This is a genomic window from Paenibacillus albiflavus (assembly GCF_004344915.1).
GTDB lineage: Bacteria > Bacillota > Bacilli > Paenibacillales > NBRC-103111 > Paenibacillus_AM > Paenibacillus_AM albiflavus.
This window is the reverse complement of the sequence record NZ_SKFG01000004.1, coordinates 88632-105225: the sequence shown is the minus strand read 5'-3', so window position 1 is coordinate 105225 and position 16594 is coordinate 88632. Positions and strand designations below refer to the sequence as shown.

18 protein-coding genes are annotated in these 16594 nt (G+C 43.3%); 2 read left to right on the top strand and 16 right to left on the bottom strand.

The window, feature by feature from the left end:
* Window positions 1-205: 205 nt before the first annotated feature.
* The 3 genes from bshB2 to E0485_RS06900 all read right to left on the bottom strand — a co-directional run bounded on the left by bshB2 (window position 206) and on the right by E0485_RS06900 (window position 2646).
* Window positions 206-856, bottom strand: a complete 651-nt coding sequence (gene bshB2 / locus E0485_RS06910) for a bacillithiol biosynthesis deacetylase BshB2 (protein ID WP_132417252.1) — start codon at window positions 854-856, stop codon at window positions 206-208.
* A 22-nt stretch (window positions 857-878) separates the two neighbouring features.
* Window positions 879-1229 carry a YojF family protein gene (locus E0485_RS06905; protein WP_132417251.1) on the bottom strand — a complete coding sequence of 117 codons (351 nt, stop codon included), beginning with the start codon at window positions 1227-1229 and terminating at the stop codon, window positions 879-881.
* 181 nt (window positions 1230-1410) lie between these two features.
* Window positions 1411-2646: an aminopeptidase gene (locus tag E0485_RS06900; RefSeq protein WP_132417250.1), complete on the bottom strand. Its 1236-nt coding sequence runs from the start codon at window positions 2644-2646 to the stop codon at window positions 1411-1413.
* Between the two features lie 232 nt (window positions 2647-2878).
* Between E0485_RS06900 and E0485_RS06895 the strand changes: the two genes are divergently transcribed.
* A complete protein-coding gene (locus tag E0485_RS06895; RefSeq protein ID WP_132417249.1) occupies window positions 2879-3079 on the top strand; it encodes a hypothetical protein in 201 nt (66 codons plus the stop codon).
* A 95-nt stretch (window positions 3080-3174) separates the two neighbouring features.
* Here the strand turns inward: E0485_RS06895 and melA are convergent, their stop codons facing one another.
* The 10 genes from melA to E0485_RS06845 form a co-directional block, all read right to left on the bottom strand.
* Window positions 3175-4476 (bottom strand): alpha-galactosidase, encoded by a 1302-nt coding sequence (gene melA, locus E0485_RS06890; RefSeq protein ID WP_132417248.1) that lies wholly within the window; start codon window positions 4474-4476, stop codon window positions 3175-3177.
* 26 nt (window positions 4477-4502) lie between these two features.
* Entirely contained in the window at window positions 4503-5789 is a 1287-nt protein-coding gene (locus E0485_RS06885; RefSeq protein WP_132417247.1) for an ABC transporter substrate-binding protein, read from the bottom strand.
* A gap of 56 nt (window positions 5790-5845) precedes the next feature.
* The gene (locus E0485_RS06880) at window positions 5846-6679 is read right to left on the bottom strand and encodes a carbohydrate ABC transporter permease (protein WP_132417246.1); all 834 of its coding nucleotides are present in this window, start codon (window positions 6677-6679) and stop codon (window positions 5846-5848) included.
* Window positions 6676-7569: a carbohydrate ABC transporter permease gene (locus tag E0485_RS06875; protein WP_132417245.1), complete on the bottom strand. Its 894-nt coding sequence runs from the start codon at window positions 7567-7569 to the stop codon at window positions 6676-6678. The genes E0485_RS06880 and E0485_RS06875 overlap by 4 nt, the downstream gene beginning before the upstream one ends.
* Window positions 7570-7603: 34 nt before the next feature.
* Window positions 7604-8647, bottom strand: a complete 1044-nt coding sequence (locus tag E0485_RS06870) for a LacI family DNA-binding transcriptional regulator (protein ID WP_132417244.1) — start codon at window positions 8645-8647, stop codon at window positions 7604-7606.
* 171 nt (window positions 8648-8818) lie between these two features.
* Entirely contained in the window at window positions 8819-9547 is a 729-nt protein-coding gene (locus E0485_RS06865; RefSeq protein ID WP_132417243.1) for an ABC transporter permease, read from the bottom strand.
* Between the two features lies 1 nt (window position 9548).
* Complete coding sequence (locus E0485_RS06860; RefSeq protein WP_132417242.1) at window positions 9549-10262, bottom strand: ABC transporter permease; 714 nt, start codon at window positions 10260-10262, stop codon at window positions 9549-9551.
* Entirely contained in the window at window positions 10259-11179 is a 921-nt protein-coding gene (locus E0485_RS06855; RefSeq protein WP_132417241.1) for an ABC transporter ATP-binding protein, read from the bottom strand. Before E0485_RS06855 ends, E0485_RS06860 begins: the two co-directional genes overlap by 4 nt.
* A 59-nt stretch (window positions 11180-11238) precedes the next feature.
* Complete coding sequence (locus tag E0485_RS06850; protein ID WP_207910936.1) at window positions 11239-12609, bottom strand: HAMP domain-containing sensor histidine kinase; 1371 nt, start codon at window positions 12607-12609, stop codon at window positions 11239-11241.
* Window positions 12606-13280: a response regulator transcription factor gene (locus E0485_RS06845; protein WP_165921100.1), complete on the bottom strand. Its 675-nt coding sequence runs from the start codon at window positions 13278-13280 to the stop codon at window positions 12606-12608. Before E0485_RS06845 ends, E0485_RS06850 begins: the two co-directional genes overlap by 4 nt.
* A 135-nt stretch (window positions 13281-13415) precedes the next feature.
* On the opposite strand from E0485_RS06845, the gene E0485_RS06840 reads away from it, so the two are divergent.
* Complete coding sequence (locus E0485_RS06840) at window positions 13416-14348, top strand: helix-turn-helix transcriptional regulator (RefSeq protein ID WP_132417239.1); 933 nt, start codon at window positions 13416-13418, stop codon at window positions 14346-14348.
* A gap of 55 nt (window positions 14349-14403) precedes the next feature.
* Here E0485_RS06840 and E0485_RS06835 read toward each other — a convergent pair whose 3' ends face one another.
* The 3 genes from E0485_RS06835 to E0485_RS06825 all read right to left on the bottom strand — a co-directional run bounded on the left by E0485_RS06835 (window position 14404) and on the right by E0485_RS06825 (window position 16589).
* The gene (locus E0485_RS06835) at window positions 14404-14886 is read right to left on the bottom strand and encodes a zinc ribbon domain-containing protein (RefSeq protein ID WP_165921099.1); all 483 of its coding nucleotides are present in this window, start codon (window positions 14884-14886) and stop codon (window positions 14404-14406) included.
* A 138-nt stretch (window positions 14887-15024) separates the two neighbouring features.
* Complete coding sequence (locus E0485_RS06830; protein WP_235857449.1) at window positions 15025-15762, bottom strand: CoA-transferase subunit beta; 738 nt, start codon at window positions 15760-15762, stop codon at window positions 15025-15027.
* Window positions 15759-16589 carry a CoA transferase subunit A gene (locus tag E0485_RS06825; protein ID WP_132417237.1) on the bottom strand — a complete coding sequence of 277 codons (831 nt, stop codon included), beginning with the start codon at window positions 16587-16589 and terminating at the stop codon, window positions 15759-15761. The genes E0485_RS06830 and E0485_RS06825 overlap by 4 nt, the downstream gene beginning before the upstream one ends.
* Between the last annotated feature and the right edge of the window lie 5 nt (window positions 16590-16594).

Sequence of the window (16594 nt, the reverse complement as noted above, 5' to 3'; positions counted from 1 at the left end):
CCACCAGCGCCCTCCAACCGTGCTGCCGTGCACGATGCGGCAACTTTGGGTGCTTTTTCGGTAATTCGTTTCCGTTATTCGGAAATTATATACCGTCTGCACTCCACCAGCGCCCTCCAACAGTGCTGCCGTGCACGATGCGGCAACTTTGGGTGCTTTTTCGGTAATTCGTTTCCGTTATTCGGAAATTATTTACCTGCTTCAATTACCACCGATAAGTCCAGTATTCTTCCTTCGTAAGCATGCTAAGAACGGATGGATTCTTATTAATTTCCGCCTCTTTAATGATAGTGGATGTCTGAGAAGCATGCGCTTTAAGGGCATTAAGCTTCTTGTCTAATACGGAGCTTACATCGATCACGACATCTGGATTGCCCATCTCTTCGCGACAGGTTCTGCTAAATGCCTTAAGATACACCGTTGGACGTTCTGCCTCAGGGATACGACTAACTGCCAGCAATGTCGCGGCACCGATCGCATTGTGATCAGGATGAACCGCATGCTTGGAATCAAACGTTATAATCAAAGATGGATTCGTTTCTTTGATAATTTCACCAATGCGATCCGCTATTTCTTCTCTATTCTCAAACTCCACTGTTTTATCTCGGTATCCTAATAGACGCAGATCCTCCAAATCAACAGCAGCACATGCATTCTTAAGCTCTTCTAGGCGCAGCAGAGGCATCGTTTCTCGATTAGCAATCATGGGCATACCCATATTACGTCCCATTTCGCCAAGTGTGGCACAAGCATAAGTGACAGGTACTCCCTGCGCACGATTTAAAGCTATGAAACCCGATACTCCGAACGCTTCGTCATCGGGGTGAGCTAATACGACAAGTATATGACGTTCCATATCAAATAAACTCCTTCCTATCTTAGAATGGTTGGTGACTGAGTTCAAGCGCAACAGCCAGCCGTCCCTCAGAATCATATCCAGCCATTAATAAACTGCCTTGCTCATCTATTTCATAATGAGTTAAGCCTTCAGCATAAATCCAACCCAACGAGAGCTTAAGCCCAACGCGGTATGCATCCTCTCCTGCGATACTTCCTCTAGTAAACTGTACAAGGCCATTACGGATATAAGCGCCGACTGTCATTTTTTTATCATCATTATGGGCCGCATAAGCTCCATTGGTCGTCTCCAAATGAAGATACACATCCTGATTCGCATAACTATTTATGGCTTGCTGTACTTGGTCTAACTGAATGTGTTGCAACTTCATTACCTCCTATATAAACATCTCTATATAATTTGTTCATTATATCATAATTATTATATACTAAATTACTTAAAGTAAGAAGGTTTACCAAAAAGAAACGGTTTCACCGTCCTTAAACAAGAAAAGCCTCCTTCCCGCACCGCAAGGTACAAGAAAGAGGCTCTAGGTTACATCCTATATCTGATTAAATTGCCCAGTTGCCGTTACGGAAGATCGGCTCACGCTTGCCATCCTTCGTAATGCCGTCAATGTTCGTTTCAGCCGAGCCAATCATGTAGTCCACATGCGTAAGACTGGAGTTCACGCCGTTCTTCGCCAACTCTTCCTCGGACATTTCAACTCCGCCCTGAATATTCGTTGGGTACGCTCTACCAAGCGCAAAGTGGCATGATGCGTTCTCATCGAACAACGTGTTATAGAAAATCAGGTTTGAAAGCGAAATTGGAGACTCATACGGAACTAACGCAACTTCACCAAGACGGCTTGAGCCTTCATCGGTTTCGATTAGATGCTTGAGTGTCTCATAGCCTTGCTCTGCTGTGAAATCAACGACTTTACCATCTTTGAATGTAAGTGTAAAACGATCAATTACAGTACCGCCATAGTTAAGCGGTTTTGTGCTACTAACTACACCGTTCACACGATCCTTATGCGGCATTGTGAACACTTCTTCCGTCGGCATATTCGGACTGAATCTAGTACCAGATTGGCTAGTCGCTCCGCCACCTGCCCAAATATGATTTTCAGGCAGACCAACTGTTAGATTCGTACCAGTGGATTCGTATACAAGCTCTGCATATTGCTTCTCATTCAAGTAAGCCGACATATTTTGAAGCTTCTCGTTATGTTCTTTCCATGCTTGAACAGGATCTGCTTGATCAACACGCACAATGGAGAAAATAACATCCCACAATTTTTGAATCGCAACAGCAGAATCTTGTTCTTCAGGGAAAATCTTAGCAGCCCATGCTTCAGATGGAACAGCAACGATTGACCAGCATACCTTGTCTGTCATTGCATAGCTGCGGTATACCTCTAATGCCTGGGCAGCTGTTTTATTCGCAGTTGCAATGCGTTTCGGATCAATATCCGACAACAAATCTGGATTTGGCGCAAGCACGTTAAGGAATGCTGCTCCTTCTTTCACTAGATCATTTCTTATCTGAGCCATCCAAGCTGGATACTCGGAGAATACTTCCTCTGGTGCATGACTATATTTGGCATGTGTAATCTCATCGTCATTCCATTCTACGATGACATTCCTTGCACCCGCTTCATAGGCTTTCTTTGTAATTTTACGTACGAAATCCGCTGCAACAATAGGTGTAAAAATAACTAATGTTTGTCCCGGTTGAATGTTTACTCCAGTGTGAACTGCAAGTGCTGCATACTTATCTAATTGCTCTTCAAATAGACTCATGTTACGCCTCCTAATTATTTATATGTATTATTTGATCATATCTATGATCATACACTACCTCAAGTTGTTTATAAACTATTCTCGCTGATAAACAATTCGACAAATTTTTCTGATATTCGACAAAATTTATCAGAATTCTCCCACAAAATTAGTACTTAAGGGATATATTGTCGATTAATACAAATGTGTTACGATTTAACCATTATTGTTCTGATTCAGGAGGAGCTAACTTATGAGAAACTTTGGTGTTATACTTTTAATTTTAGGAATCGGGGGCTTTATTTTGCCGTATTTCGGCATACAATTCAAGATATTCAATAAACTTGGCGAGTATGAAACAATTGGGGAAATCGCCGCTATCGTTATTGGAGCTATTCTAGTTGTTATAAGCCTAATGAAATCCAAAAACAATGACACTAGTGCATCGGCGTAATCATTAATATTGTCAACAAATAAAGTGCTATCTCATCCGTTACTATTAATGGAAGAGATAGCACTTTTGTTTATTAACCTTGCCTCGAGTATAAACTAATTCAGAACCGCAATATAATCCTTCTCTGCCTCCATGAGTTCATCAAACATTTGCTTTGTCTCGGCAAGCGAACAAACTGCTGCCGTAAGCGGATCAGTAAGCAAAGCGTGGAAAGCCATCTCCCGGCTCTGTTCCAGCACGGCACTTACCGCCAGTTCAAAGAATGCCATATTCGTTTGGCAGAGATTAGCCAAATGCTCGGGAAGCTTGCCGAAGCGGCAAGGATTAAACCCATTGCGATCGATCAGAGTCGCTACTTCAACAATCCCATCATAAGGCAAATTCTCAATCAAGCCGCGGTTCTGCACATTCCCATAAATCACTTTTGGCTCATTCGTTACGACCGCTTCGATAATAACAGCCGCATATTCATTACTGGACTCGAACTCTATCGGTTTATCATCTTGCAGGAGTTCTGCTATACTCTCATCTAGCTCCTGACGCCATTTGGGCCAGTTATTCGCATAGAAACCTGTCGCTCCGTTATAACCTGCATTGCAGTGTGTATCGATCAAATCTTGTCTTTTGCGATAATAAGGAATATATTCCGAGAAATGCCCGCTGGATTCGGATACGAATGCGCCCAGATATTTCATCGCATCAAGCCTTACAGGATCCTTGGCGACAAAGGTGGGATCGCTCATTTTTTGTTGGATAATTGGATACAGATCGTGTCCGTTATGCGTCAGCTCGGTAAACCATGACATATGATTGATTCCACCACAGCGCCATTGCAGCTCTTCATAAGGGACGCCTGCATATTTGGCAAGCTGACGAGAGGTGTTCTGGATGGAATGGCATAAACCAATGATAGGCATGGTCGTCGTCTTGACTGCTGCAAGCGTTACGGCTGACATCGGATTCGTATAGTTCAGGATCAAGGCATTTGGGCATAGCTCTTCTACGTTACGTATAATCTGCAGCCAAGCTGGCACAGTTCGCAAGGTTTTGAACAAACCTCCTGGCCCCATCGTATCTCCAATGCATTGCTTGACCCCGTACTTAAGCGGAATTTCAAATTCATACTGAACAGTGGCTAAGCCCGCTACCTCAATCTGATTGATAACAAACCGTGACCCCTTTATGACTTCGCGTATATTCGTAGAGGAAATAACGTTCCATGCCTTCCCTGTCTGCTCAATGATTTTCGTAACTAGTCGATGCGCAAGGTTTAATCGACGTTCATCCAGATCGACAAGCGCAATTGTCCCTACCTCCAAAGCAGCAATTGAAAGAATATCCATCACAATATTTTGTGTAAACGCACTGCCTGCTCCAATAATTGCAATTTTAGTCATCGTTTCTCCCCCCATCTTCCCATGAATTAATTACCTGCTTTAATTTTCTCCTGTGAGTCTTTATCTATCTTGGTTACTATTTCATCTAGCTTCTTAATATTTGTCATATACGATTTAAACTCTTGCGCCATGAGATCGATCACTTCAGCGCGTCCTGGGAACCATGGTTGTGAAATTCCAAACTCAGTCGCATCTAGGAATGCCTTTCGATTAGTTGGTGCACCTTGGAGAAAGTCGCTTTCTGCAATGCTCTTAAGCGCTGGAATCGATGATCCTTCCTTTGCCATAATCTTCTGCGCTTCTTCACCAGATAAATAGCGGATCAGTTCCCAAGCTTGATCTGGATATTTTGTTTTCGCAGCCATCGCATTGCCAACAGACTGAACGGCGAGCGCTTGCTTCTTATAGATCGGCGGAAGGGTAACATCCCACTCAAAGCCCTGCGTTTTGTTATATTCAGGTAGCATCCAAGAACCGTCCATCGTCATCGCTACCTTGCCCGTTGCAAATGGAGTCCCCATGTTGGCAACCATTTCACTGGATGGCGACACATGATATTTATTCACGAGATCGTGCAGAAAGCCAAGTACCTGCTGACTTTCTGCTGTCGCCATGGTTGTGCCTGTGTAGTCGCCGTTAAACATATGCCCTCCATTTTGGATCATCATGGGTTCAACCGTGTTGTCGACGTTCTGATCATTCAGGAAAATGCCATACTGAACAATATTCTTCGGGTCAAAATCAGGCTGATCAGCAGTCTTGCCATTCTTGTCGACCGTCAGCTTCAGCGCAGCTTGAAGCGCTTGATCCCAAGTCCACGTTCCATTCGGCACATCTAGCTTTGCCTTCTCAAACAGCGATTTGTTGTAGAACATAATAATCGAGTTCAAATCTCTTGGCAGTGCATATAGCTTTTCTTTGTAAGTATGAATATTGGTAAGTCCGGGGAGAAATTGATTGAGATCCAAATTCGATTTTTGTACAAAAGGCGTCAAATCCTGAATTGCATTCTTCTCAGCAAATGTCCCTATAAAAAAGGCGCTGTCGAGCAAAAAGACATCGGGTGCTTTACCTCCTGCTTGCTGGGTTTGCAATTTGGTCCAGTAGTTCTCCCAATCCGCATACTCCAACTTAACTTCAATATTAGGATGGCTACTATTAAACTTATCAATGATATCCTGTGTTCCTTTAATCTCCTCAGGCGTACCCCAGCGAGAGTAACGAAGCGTTACTTTGCCATCCTTCCCGTCATTCGTCGAACAGCCAATCAGCACAAGCATAAACGTCATCATCAATAACACGAATTTTTTCATATCCAAACTCCCCTCTTCATTTAAAATCTATATGTGGTGAGGCTCACATATCGCAATTAACCCTTGATGCCTGAGAGAACGACACCTTCTACAAAGTACTTCTGCGAGAATGTGTAGATGAAAGCGATTGGTAGAATGCTGATTAAAGATGCTGTCGCTAGTAGAGGCACATTCACATTAGTTGCATGCTGACCTTGCAGGAAGGTAATGCCGACGCTAAGCGTCATTTGTTCTAATGAAGATAAATAAATAAGCGGTGAATAGAAATCCGTCCATGATCCTACAAAGGTAAAAATGCTAACTGTAATCAAGGCTGGAATCGATAATGGGATCATAATGCGTATCAAAATCGTCCACTTACTGCCTCCATCGATCACCGTCGCTTCATCCAGTTCATTTGGAATCGTCATGAAGAATTGCCGAATCAAAAAGATATAGAAAGCGTTTCCAAGAAAGGTTGGAATAATAAGCGGCAAAGGCGTATCAATCCAATTCAGCTCCCTGAAGATAATAAACACTGGAATCTGCGTGACCTGCGAAGGGATCATTAAGGTTGCAAGCAGCACAATGAACCAGAAGTTCCTGGAGCGCGCCTTCGTTCTAGCGAAGGCAAATGCCACCAACGTACAGGAGAATAGTGTTCCGATTGTACTTAACACCGTGATGACAAGTGAATTGCGAATAAATGCCCACATCGGCATTAAATCGAATAGCTCTTGAAAATTTGTCCACTTCACAGGATTCGGGATCCATTCAATCGGGAAGCGAAACATCTGTTCATTCGTTTTGAAGACCGCTGAGATCAGAAAAATTAGCGGTCCAATAAATATAAGTGCGACTAGTACAAGCGCAAAATAATGAATCGCAGCAAACATTTTATTCGTCTTCATTGCTTATTACCTGCCTCACCCTCGTAATAAACCCATTTGCGTGAAATTCGAATGACAATTAAGGTAAATACCAAGATAACAAGGAACAGAATCCAGGCTTGTGCGGAAGCAATGCCCATCTTAAAATACTTAAATGCATTGTTATACAAATAATACATATAGAAGGTAGTTTCGTAATTCGGGCCTCCCTTGGTAAGCACATAAGCCTCTGTAAACATTTGAAACGTTCCGATAATCCCCATGATCAAGTTAAAAAATATCGTAGGCGATAACAGAGGCAAAGTAATATGCCAGAACTGCCGCCTTCTTGTCGCTCCATCAATAATCGCTGATTCATAAAGATGCTTCGGAATTCCCTTCAAGCCTGCTAGATAGATCAGCATCCCGCTTCCCGTCGTCCACAGAAGCATAATCGTAATGGAGGGCTTTGCTAGTTGAGGATTACTGAGCCAAGATTGCGGCGGAATGCCAAACCAATTCAGCACATTGTTCAGCAGCCCAAAATCAGTGTTAAACAGCATCCCCCATAAAATCCCTGTCGCCACTGCTGGAACGAGATAGGGCAAGTAATAAATCGTACGAAACACACCGATTCCTTTGCGTTCTGTATTCACGAATAAAGCAAGGAGAATTTGCGCAATCAGTGTGATAGGTAAAGCAATCACAATCATGTACAGTGTGTTCATCAAGCTCTTCCAAAACAATTCATCATGAAACAGAAATTGAAAATTATCGGTCCCTACATAAGTCGGTGAAGATAGAATGTTATAATCGGTCAAGCTTAGTACGAATGAGGCAATTGCAGGACCTGCAAAGAAAATGAGTAAACCAAATAGCCAAGGAGCTGCAAATAAGTAGAAGGACAGCTCTTCTCTACGAGATTTTTTCAACCCGTATCACCCTCCTATATTATTTATTGAAAATTCAAATAATTATTGACGAAGCCCTTGCCTTCAATTCATACGGAGTTGATATTTTGATTGGAAAAGGATATCGCCGTTCGATCGTATCCAGCAATAAGCTGGCTGCTACCTGCCCGATTTCAAATTTAGGAATATGAATCGTTGATAGTGGGGGTGAAGTATACTGGGCCATATCGATGTTGTCGAACCCGATAAAGGCGATATCGTCCGGTACTCGAAGCCCTTTCTCCGTAACAGCGCGCATTGCAGAGATCGCCATCATATCGCTGGCAGAGAAAATGGCTGAGGGCAATTGGCCAGGGTATTTTTCGATTAGTTCCTTTAACCTTTGATAGCTTGCTTCCACATCCCAGCCTGCATTGATTACCCAACTCGGATTTACTTCGATACCCGCTTCTTCAAGCGCCGATTTATAGCCGCGGTATCTTTTTTCTCGCTCCATAACACCGCTTAAGCCCACACCACCGATAAAACCAATTCTTCTGTGACCTTCAGCGATCAAGTGACTCACTGCCAGCTTCGCTGCTGCCATTCGATCATAGGAGACGATTGAGATATCTTGATCTGCAATATCTATCCCTACCAGTGCAGTTGAATGCCGCTTAATTTGCTGATAAATTTCTGCGTCCATCCCTTCGACGATAATCATGCCATCGACCTTCACATCCCGAACTACCTTCCGCAGAATTCGCTTATCATGGAGCTCCTTAGAAGAATGGATATAAGCGAAACTATAACCTTTTTGGGCCAAATAGGACTCGATACCAGCTAAAATAGGTGAAAAATAGGGATGATTATGATAGTTATACTTTTGCTGAATGACAGATACGATGCAACCGATTTGCATAGTTGCAGAGTCACGCTGCCGATTGTAGAGCTGTCGACCTTCTTCACTGCTGGACACATACCCCAGTTGTCTTGCAGCTGCGAAAATCCTGCCTTTTGTTTCATCTTTTACTGTGCGGCTATTGTCATGATTTAGTACACGAGATGCAGTTGAAATAGATACGCCTGCGAGCTGAGCAATATCCTTTAATGTGACCATCTGACCCTCCATTAGCGCTAACATAATTTCAGCCAAACTATTTGGCCTAATCATAGAATTTTGGCTAATCAGAGTCAATTGATTTTGGGCCAAATATTGTGTGAAAGGAGAAAAAAATAAGCTAACCGCATCTAAATAGCGATTAGCTTATAAACATTCACAAACGTTCGTCTACACTTCTTTTCTCTGAAAATAAGTAAATCCTGAAACGAAGAAAACAACAAAGCTGCCCAAAATCACGTAGATCAAAGTCTCGAAAGACACATTAAACGCTCCAAAGTTATCAGGATTGTATGGCATCATCGCTATAAACGGCTGTGCCCATGGATAGAATGGACCATAATCGGCAGAATTAGAAACAAGTATATTGGGTAAGGTGCATATAAAATTCAGTGCAAGTGGAGCAGCAAAGCTAGACCAAGCAATCGATACCGTTAATTGAAGTGCAATCAGAGGCAACACTGCAACCATGCCACCAAGACCGCTGCGTAATAGCATGATCCATGGAATCGGTGAATCTAATCCTCGAATCGCTCCTGCCACAACAACACCAATTAAAAATAGGAGCTGCACAGCTAGAATCAGGGAGAAAACAACGATAAATTTGGCTAAATAAAGATGCGTACGTTTCATCGGCAGTGCCAGCAATTGCTTCCAGCCACCCCCACTATGCTCATAGCGACACACGAATGCAGCAAATACACCCGTTAATAACGGTAAGAACAGCATAGCATGAGTGAACACCATTTGGCTTAACAGGACTCCCCAATCGTTATAGCCCAAATCCACTAGCGCTCCTACAATGAAAGCCAGAATCGGACTGACAAAAATAAGCAGCCATATACTCGATTTACGTAATTTGAGCCACTCCGATTGCAGCACACGGTTAAAGGTCATCATGCTAGTTCACATCCCTCTTAAGAAAATCGAATACCCCGCATGCTAGCAAAAACATACCAACAATTATTCCTGCATATACGGAATACTCAGGAACCTTAGCTTGATTGATCAACGTAGGCCACTTCCATATTAGCCAATCGGGCATTGCTTTAGTAAACATGCCAAAGATCGTCCCTACAATCCCAACTGTCAACGGGATCGCCTGATTCTTCATCGTAATGGATAGCCATAGCTGCAGAGCTAGAATGGGCAAAGCGGCAAGCAATGGATAGAATGACTTCTGTATAATCACAACCAAAGGATAATCGGATCCGAACTGAAGCGATAGTCCGAGGACGATAGTTAAGACAGCCAATAAACTGCAGGATACAAGAAGCAATAAGAAACTTAGTATAAACTTCGCCGTGTACACACTTATTCTGGAGACGGGAAGAGCCAGCACCTGCTTCCAGCTATTTAGCTGATGCTCAATGTTAGCCAGCATCGAAGTAATAATCGTCATTCCGAACACTAGCGCAAACATACTGAGATAATGAATATTCTCCAGCAAAACCCCCCACAAATCATCCTTATATAGGTTCGTTAAATAGTCGTATCTCAGACCAAAATTAAGAGCTTGAAGCGCAATGACACCGATAGGTCCAAGGAACACAAGAAACCAAATCGCTTTGCGTCTTAGCTTCATCAAATCAGTCGCAAGTACCCGAGCGATCATAGACTTTGTCCCTCCCCAATGAGATCAAGGAAGATATCCTCAAGCGAGCTCTGAATCGCTTCCGCACGATAGACAGAATGACCTGCATTCACAAGATATTCGATCACAAGGGCTACCTTGTCGTCCGATATTTGTTCGATCATGAGTGAGTTATCCTGCGTTTGCAGCTTTGCATAGCAACCAGCAGAAGCAATCGTTCGAACCGCTTGCTCAGGATTGCTTGTTACGATCCGAATGCCGCTTCTCGCTTGACTCCGAAGCACCTCAATTGAATCCTGGTAAACCATCGCTCCATTCTGAATAATACCGACCTTAGTCGCCATTTGATCTATTTCACTCAGCAAATGACTAGATACGAGAACGGTGATGCCATACTGCTCAGGAAGGCTTTTGATCAACTCCCGCATCTCCAAAATACCGGATGGATCAAGTCCATTCGTTGGTTCATCGAGTATTAGCAGTTCAGGATTGCCAAGAAGCGCTGTCGCAATCCCGAGTCTTTGCTTCATCCCTAGCGAGAAGCCTTTAACAGGTCGCTTGGACTCATTTGTCAGACGAACGAGCGCAAGCACCTCGTCAATTCGGGACTTAGGCACATCGATAATCCGACGAACCGTCTCTAAATTTTCACGCGCCGTCAAATGGCCATAATACGATGGATATTCGACTAAAGAACCTACCTTACGAAGAATAGATAGTTTATCGCTATGTAGATCACGACCAAAAATCCGAATTTTTCCCTTCGTTGGTTTAATTAAGCCGAGCAACATCCGAATCGTTGTTGTTTTTCCCGCTCCATTCGGTCCTAAGAACCCGTATATATCACCTTTATTAATTTGTAAATTTACATTGTCTACCGCTTTGCGTGTTTTATATGTTTTCGTTAATTCCGTTGTTTGGATTACGAAATTGTTCATCTCCATCACCTCGTTACTCATCATAACGAATGAAGGTTAATTTGAAGGCTACAACTTGTTTAAGATTTGTTTAATTTCGGAGAATACAGATAAACTGCCGTACCATTCTCTGTACTGACGATATCCCATTCCAGCTTCATTTCCTTGACCATCATTGCTATAATCGTGAGTCCAATTCTTGCCCCCTGATTACCAGAGGTTGATTTCATACCTGGTCCCTTGTCTTCCACAACGATGGCAGGGAAACTCTGATAATTCTCCATACGAATAGCTACATATTTGCCATCCTTGGCATGGCGTATAATATTCTGGAACAAGTTGTCCAGAATGCGCGTCAGCCACAGTTCATCTGCATCCCAATAGAGCGCAGTATCCGATAAACGAACATCGACCTCAAAGCCTTCTTTTTCAAAAACAGGATACCAACTAGCTGCTGCCGTCCGTATTGTCCGCAGCACATCCACTCGTGCAAGCCGCATCGGATATTTTCCTGTTGTTAGCAGTGTATAGGATAAAAGATTCTCGATTAGCTGTGCTAAATAATCCGATTTACTTTCGATCAGATCAATCGACTCTACACCTTTGGTAGATACGATTTCCTTGCGCAAGGAATAGGCATGACCACGAATTGTCGTCAGCGGTGTTCTGAGATCATGTGACAAGTTCGCAATCAACTGCTTGCGAAGCTCCTCCTCTTCTTGCTCCCGCTTGCGGCTGGCGGTCAGTTCATGAATCATAAGATTGAATGAGTGTTCAAGCCGGGATATCTCATCCTTCTTCTTCACGGTGATTGGCTCAGGAATTCCTGTATCGCCAGAGGTACTCATGGCTGTCTGCAACCGTACGAGACGCTTGCGAATTTTCATAAAGAACATCCATGAAATGAAAATAAATAAAAAGATAATCAACAGAAAAATTGCATACAACAGGCGACTATCCATATGCTGAAATTCATTCACCATCAGAGCTCGAGGAATTTGAAGCACCATAAAGCCCTGCTCCGCTTCCTTACCGATCATCGCCACTGAAGTAAACGGATCGCCGTCATAGCTGTTTTTCATGAATTGAATGATGTTACCGGCACGCCACTCCGCAGGGATAGGAGCCGAATCAGGAAAGCGAAGCTGCGTTATACCCTGCTCATCAACCCAGAAAATAGTCGCTTTGTCATACTTCGCTGACAGCTGCTGCAGCTTCTGATGAATGTTCTCGCTCGAAGCATCAGCAAGCCCTGCCGCTTCCTCATTCCACATTCTCGCAATTTGATCACCATGCGCATAGATATTCTCAGGCACATTATTCTGTGACAACAAACCTGGCGTATTATATAGCAGAATTGAAATCGGAATAATGAGAGGCCATAGCGCAAGCCCTATCATGATGATAAGCAAATATTTAGCAAGCAGGGAATGACGAAATTTCATCTTCATGATCTCACCCGATATCCAATGCCACGGATCGTCTCCACAATTTCGGGATTGGCAGGATCATTCTCGATTTTCTCACGAAGATGACGAATATGAACCATCAGGGATTTATCCCCATCCAAATAGGTTTCTCCCCACACACCTTCATAAATTTGCTCTTTCGTCAGAATTTGATTGGCATGCCGCAACAGATAGGCAAAAATCTGCAGCTGCTTACCCGTTAACATGATTTCCTCATCCGTTCTCGTATCGACAACCCGATTCTCCTGTAAGTAGACTTGCAAATGTTTAAGTTGAACCACTTGCACTGCATCTTTGCCCGCCCTTCTTAAGAGCACCTCAACTCTAGCAGCCAGTTCCTCCGGGTGGAAGGGCTTCGTCAAATAATCATCGGCAAAATTTAGCCCCTGAAGCTTATCGTCTATCGATGTGCGTGCCGACAGCATCAATATAGGCGTAGACGGATATTCCTTCTTTAATCGCTGACCAACGGTAAAGCCATCCAGCCCAGGAAGCATGACATCCAGCACGACAAGATCGGCATCTTCCATCTGCGCAAGCGCACCATCACCAGATGTCAGCCAAGTTACCTTATAACCTCGGTCAGTCAAATCTTCTCGCACCATCGTGCCAATTTCATGATCATCTTCTATGTAAAGTAAGTTCTTATTCATCAGCTTGTTAATCCTCTCTACTGCTTTTTATAAAAATTATATCATTAATTTCAGTTTATGATGGCTGCTATAGTAGCTCATTAATTGAATTAAATAGCAAGAATGATCAAATTTCATTAAGGTTCACAGGCTATAATGAAAGCAGATGAAAGAGAGGTGAGAAACTTGTATACGCTGCATAGAGAAGATCTACATCGAACGCTTTCCTTTATAGATAATCACCTTAAAGAAGAGCTTACGCTTGAGATCATATCGCTTAACATGGCAATTTCCCAGTTTCACTGTCACCGATTATTTCACGCCTATTCGGGAATGACACTCGCTAGCTATATTCGCATTAGAAGATTGACGAATGCAGCAAGCGAGCTGCTTACTACTGACCAGCGAATTCTGGACATTGCACTCGATTATCAATTCGAATCACAAGAAGCATTTACACGCGCTTTCAAAAAGATGTATCACATGACTCCAGGTAAATATCGTACCTTTATGTCCAAATTAATTTATATGAGGGAGAGGATTAAGATGAATGTAAAAACAAAGGAACCTATTGGGTGGATGCTGACTGGGTCACATCCGACAGACTATGAGATGGGGGTAGACTTTAAAACCGTACATCAAGGTAAAGCGTCTGGCTATTTACGTTCAGCAGGCGAAATTGCTGGAGGGTTTGCCACCATGATGCAAACCTTCAAAGCAGACACCTACCGTGGACAAAGATTGCAGCTCTCTGGTTTCGTCAAAACGACGGATGTAGACGGATGGTGTGGCCTATGGATGAGAATTGACAGCAAGGAACAAGACGCAATCCAATTCGATAACATGAGCAACAGGCCCATTGACGGATCAACAGAGTGGACAAGATATGATATTGTACTGGATGTTCCGCAGAATAGTACAACGATATCATTCGGTACTTTATTAAATGGCAAGGGTCAGGTATGGATCGATAGTTTACGATTTGAAACAGTAAGTGACCGCATTCCAACCACGAATCTGGAGGATATAGAGAACTTGCCCGATCAACCAGTCAATCTTAGCTTTGAGGAAATTCTTGAATTGGAATAGATAGAATAAAACGACTTGATTCATCCCCTTAAGGATATCAAGTCGTTTCGTTTGGTTAAGAGACTACTTTACATCCACAGCTCTCACAAAACTTAGCATCTGGTTGTAAAGCTGCGTGACAGACAGGACATTCAGACACAACGACTTCCGTGCCTTCGGGAATAACATCAACTGAGGTAATCTGAGGTTCAAATTTATTACCGCACACAGGACAGAATTTGGTATCAAGTGGGACTACTTTGCCGCATGTGCATTCCTTCTCATTCTTAAGTTCCTTAACTTTAATTTCCAGCAACTCTATTTCTTCCTGAATGGCTTTAATTTCTTTGGAAAATTGCGCTATTCTAGGCTCCGCCTGCATGAGATCCTCATTGGAAAAGGCATGATAAGCCTCTCCACCAATGAGGTGTAACAATTTATCAATTTCCTTCTTCTTAGCCGATATTTGAGAAGTTAATTTGGATAACTCGATTGTCTGCTGCGCTTTATCCGTTACCTTCGTTGCACTTTGTTTAATTTTATCAAAAAAATTCGCCATCGTACTCTCCTCCATTTACAACCCTATATAATGCTTCTATATATCTATAATAACAGATTCTTAGCTAAACATAATATAAGCCTTCCAATATGGAGTCACTCCACATCAAAAGGCTTATATCGATTGTATTTCTGATTGCTACATTTCCTTCGAACGATAATCGAATGGATCGATTTGCTTCAGTGCGTTCATTTCACGATCTGTTGGCAATGGTGTGTACCGAATTTCATCATATTGCAGTGGGAAGCCTGTGTTTGCAGCAACTTCTTCTAGGGAAGATGTCGGATGGATAGAATCCAAGTGCAGGCTGCCATTTTTGAATTCGAATACGCATAGGTTCGTAACGATTTTCCACAGGTTTCCTCTAGTCGTAACGAAATTAACTTTCTCTACAAAGGTACGCTTGTCGTGCTTCGTACGCCAGATGATCGCACGCTTCGCTGTTGGAATCAGCACCGCACTACCTGCACCGCCTGGTAAACGAACCTTCGGTTTATGATAATCACCGATTACGGATGCGTTGACATTACCTGTAACGTCAAATTGAACGCCGCCAAGGAAAGCTACATCAAGTCCGCCACGCATTGATAAGTCGAATACATGCTCCAATGGGAAGTAGGCTTCGCCAGTTGCTAATAGCTCAGCACCTGCGGAGGAATAAGATGGCTTCTTGATGGAAGCAGGATTTACACCACCTGGAATGTTCAAATGAACAAGGTTCGGTGCATGCAAATGTCTTGCCAGCATCATCGCAACCATAGGCATTTGGGAAGAAACGCCGTGGAATACACGATCCTCGTCTCTTAATAGTCTTGCCATTGCACAAACCATAATGTCGCTGACTCTTGGCTCTGATTTCTTATTCATCATATTCATCTGAATCCACCTACCTTAAAGCCTCTGTCCTTCGTTTCATATTCGCGTAAATAAACGTCCATCTCTTCGGCTTTGAGTTTTAAGAAGCGTTCAATTGCCTTGGTATCGGCATCATAAGCTTTCTCCACTGAACAAGGAGCTGCACCTCTTGGCGCATGAACAACTGCGCTTACTAAGAAGCCAGGAATATCGACTAGATCTGGACGCATTCTTATTTTACTGCGAGGCACAATTTTCTCTGCTGTTACGATGACCTTGCGTGCTGCACGGCTCATAAGCGCATCCTCGAATTTTGGACCATAGATCACAGCGTTACCTAATTCATCAGCCTCTTGAACGTGAACGACTGCAACGTCTGGTACGATGGCCTTAACAACCGTTACAGGCTCACCGCTGAAAGGATCTTGAATGACTTTGAAATAATCCGCTACCTGCAAGAGATCCCCTGCTTTAAGGCCCGCAACAGGCATAAATGGCGCACCCGATGCTGCTGCTCTTAAAGCACAAATTACGGTATAGCAAGCATGCTCATTACCAATTACTTTGCCGCCTTCAACGGCTTTGCGATAATGCATCGCAAGACCAAATTCCGTCTCATAGCTGACAAAGCCTGCATCAACTGACTCTACAGATCCAGTGGCACATAGAAGATCGATATCATGCGCCCCTGCTGTTTTGACAATGCGAAGATTTTTGCGGTTCTGACGAGCTAATTCTCGAACCATCGCCATTGGTGCGCGATGAAGAACGTTGCCCCCGAAGGAAATGCGATCTCCGTCGCGAACTAGCCCAGCAGCTTCTTCTAAACTCATTACTTTCGAACTCATCCGTT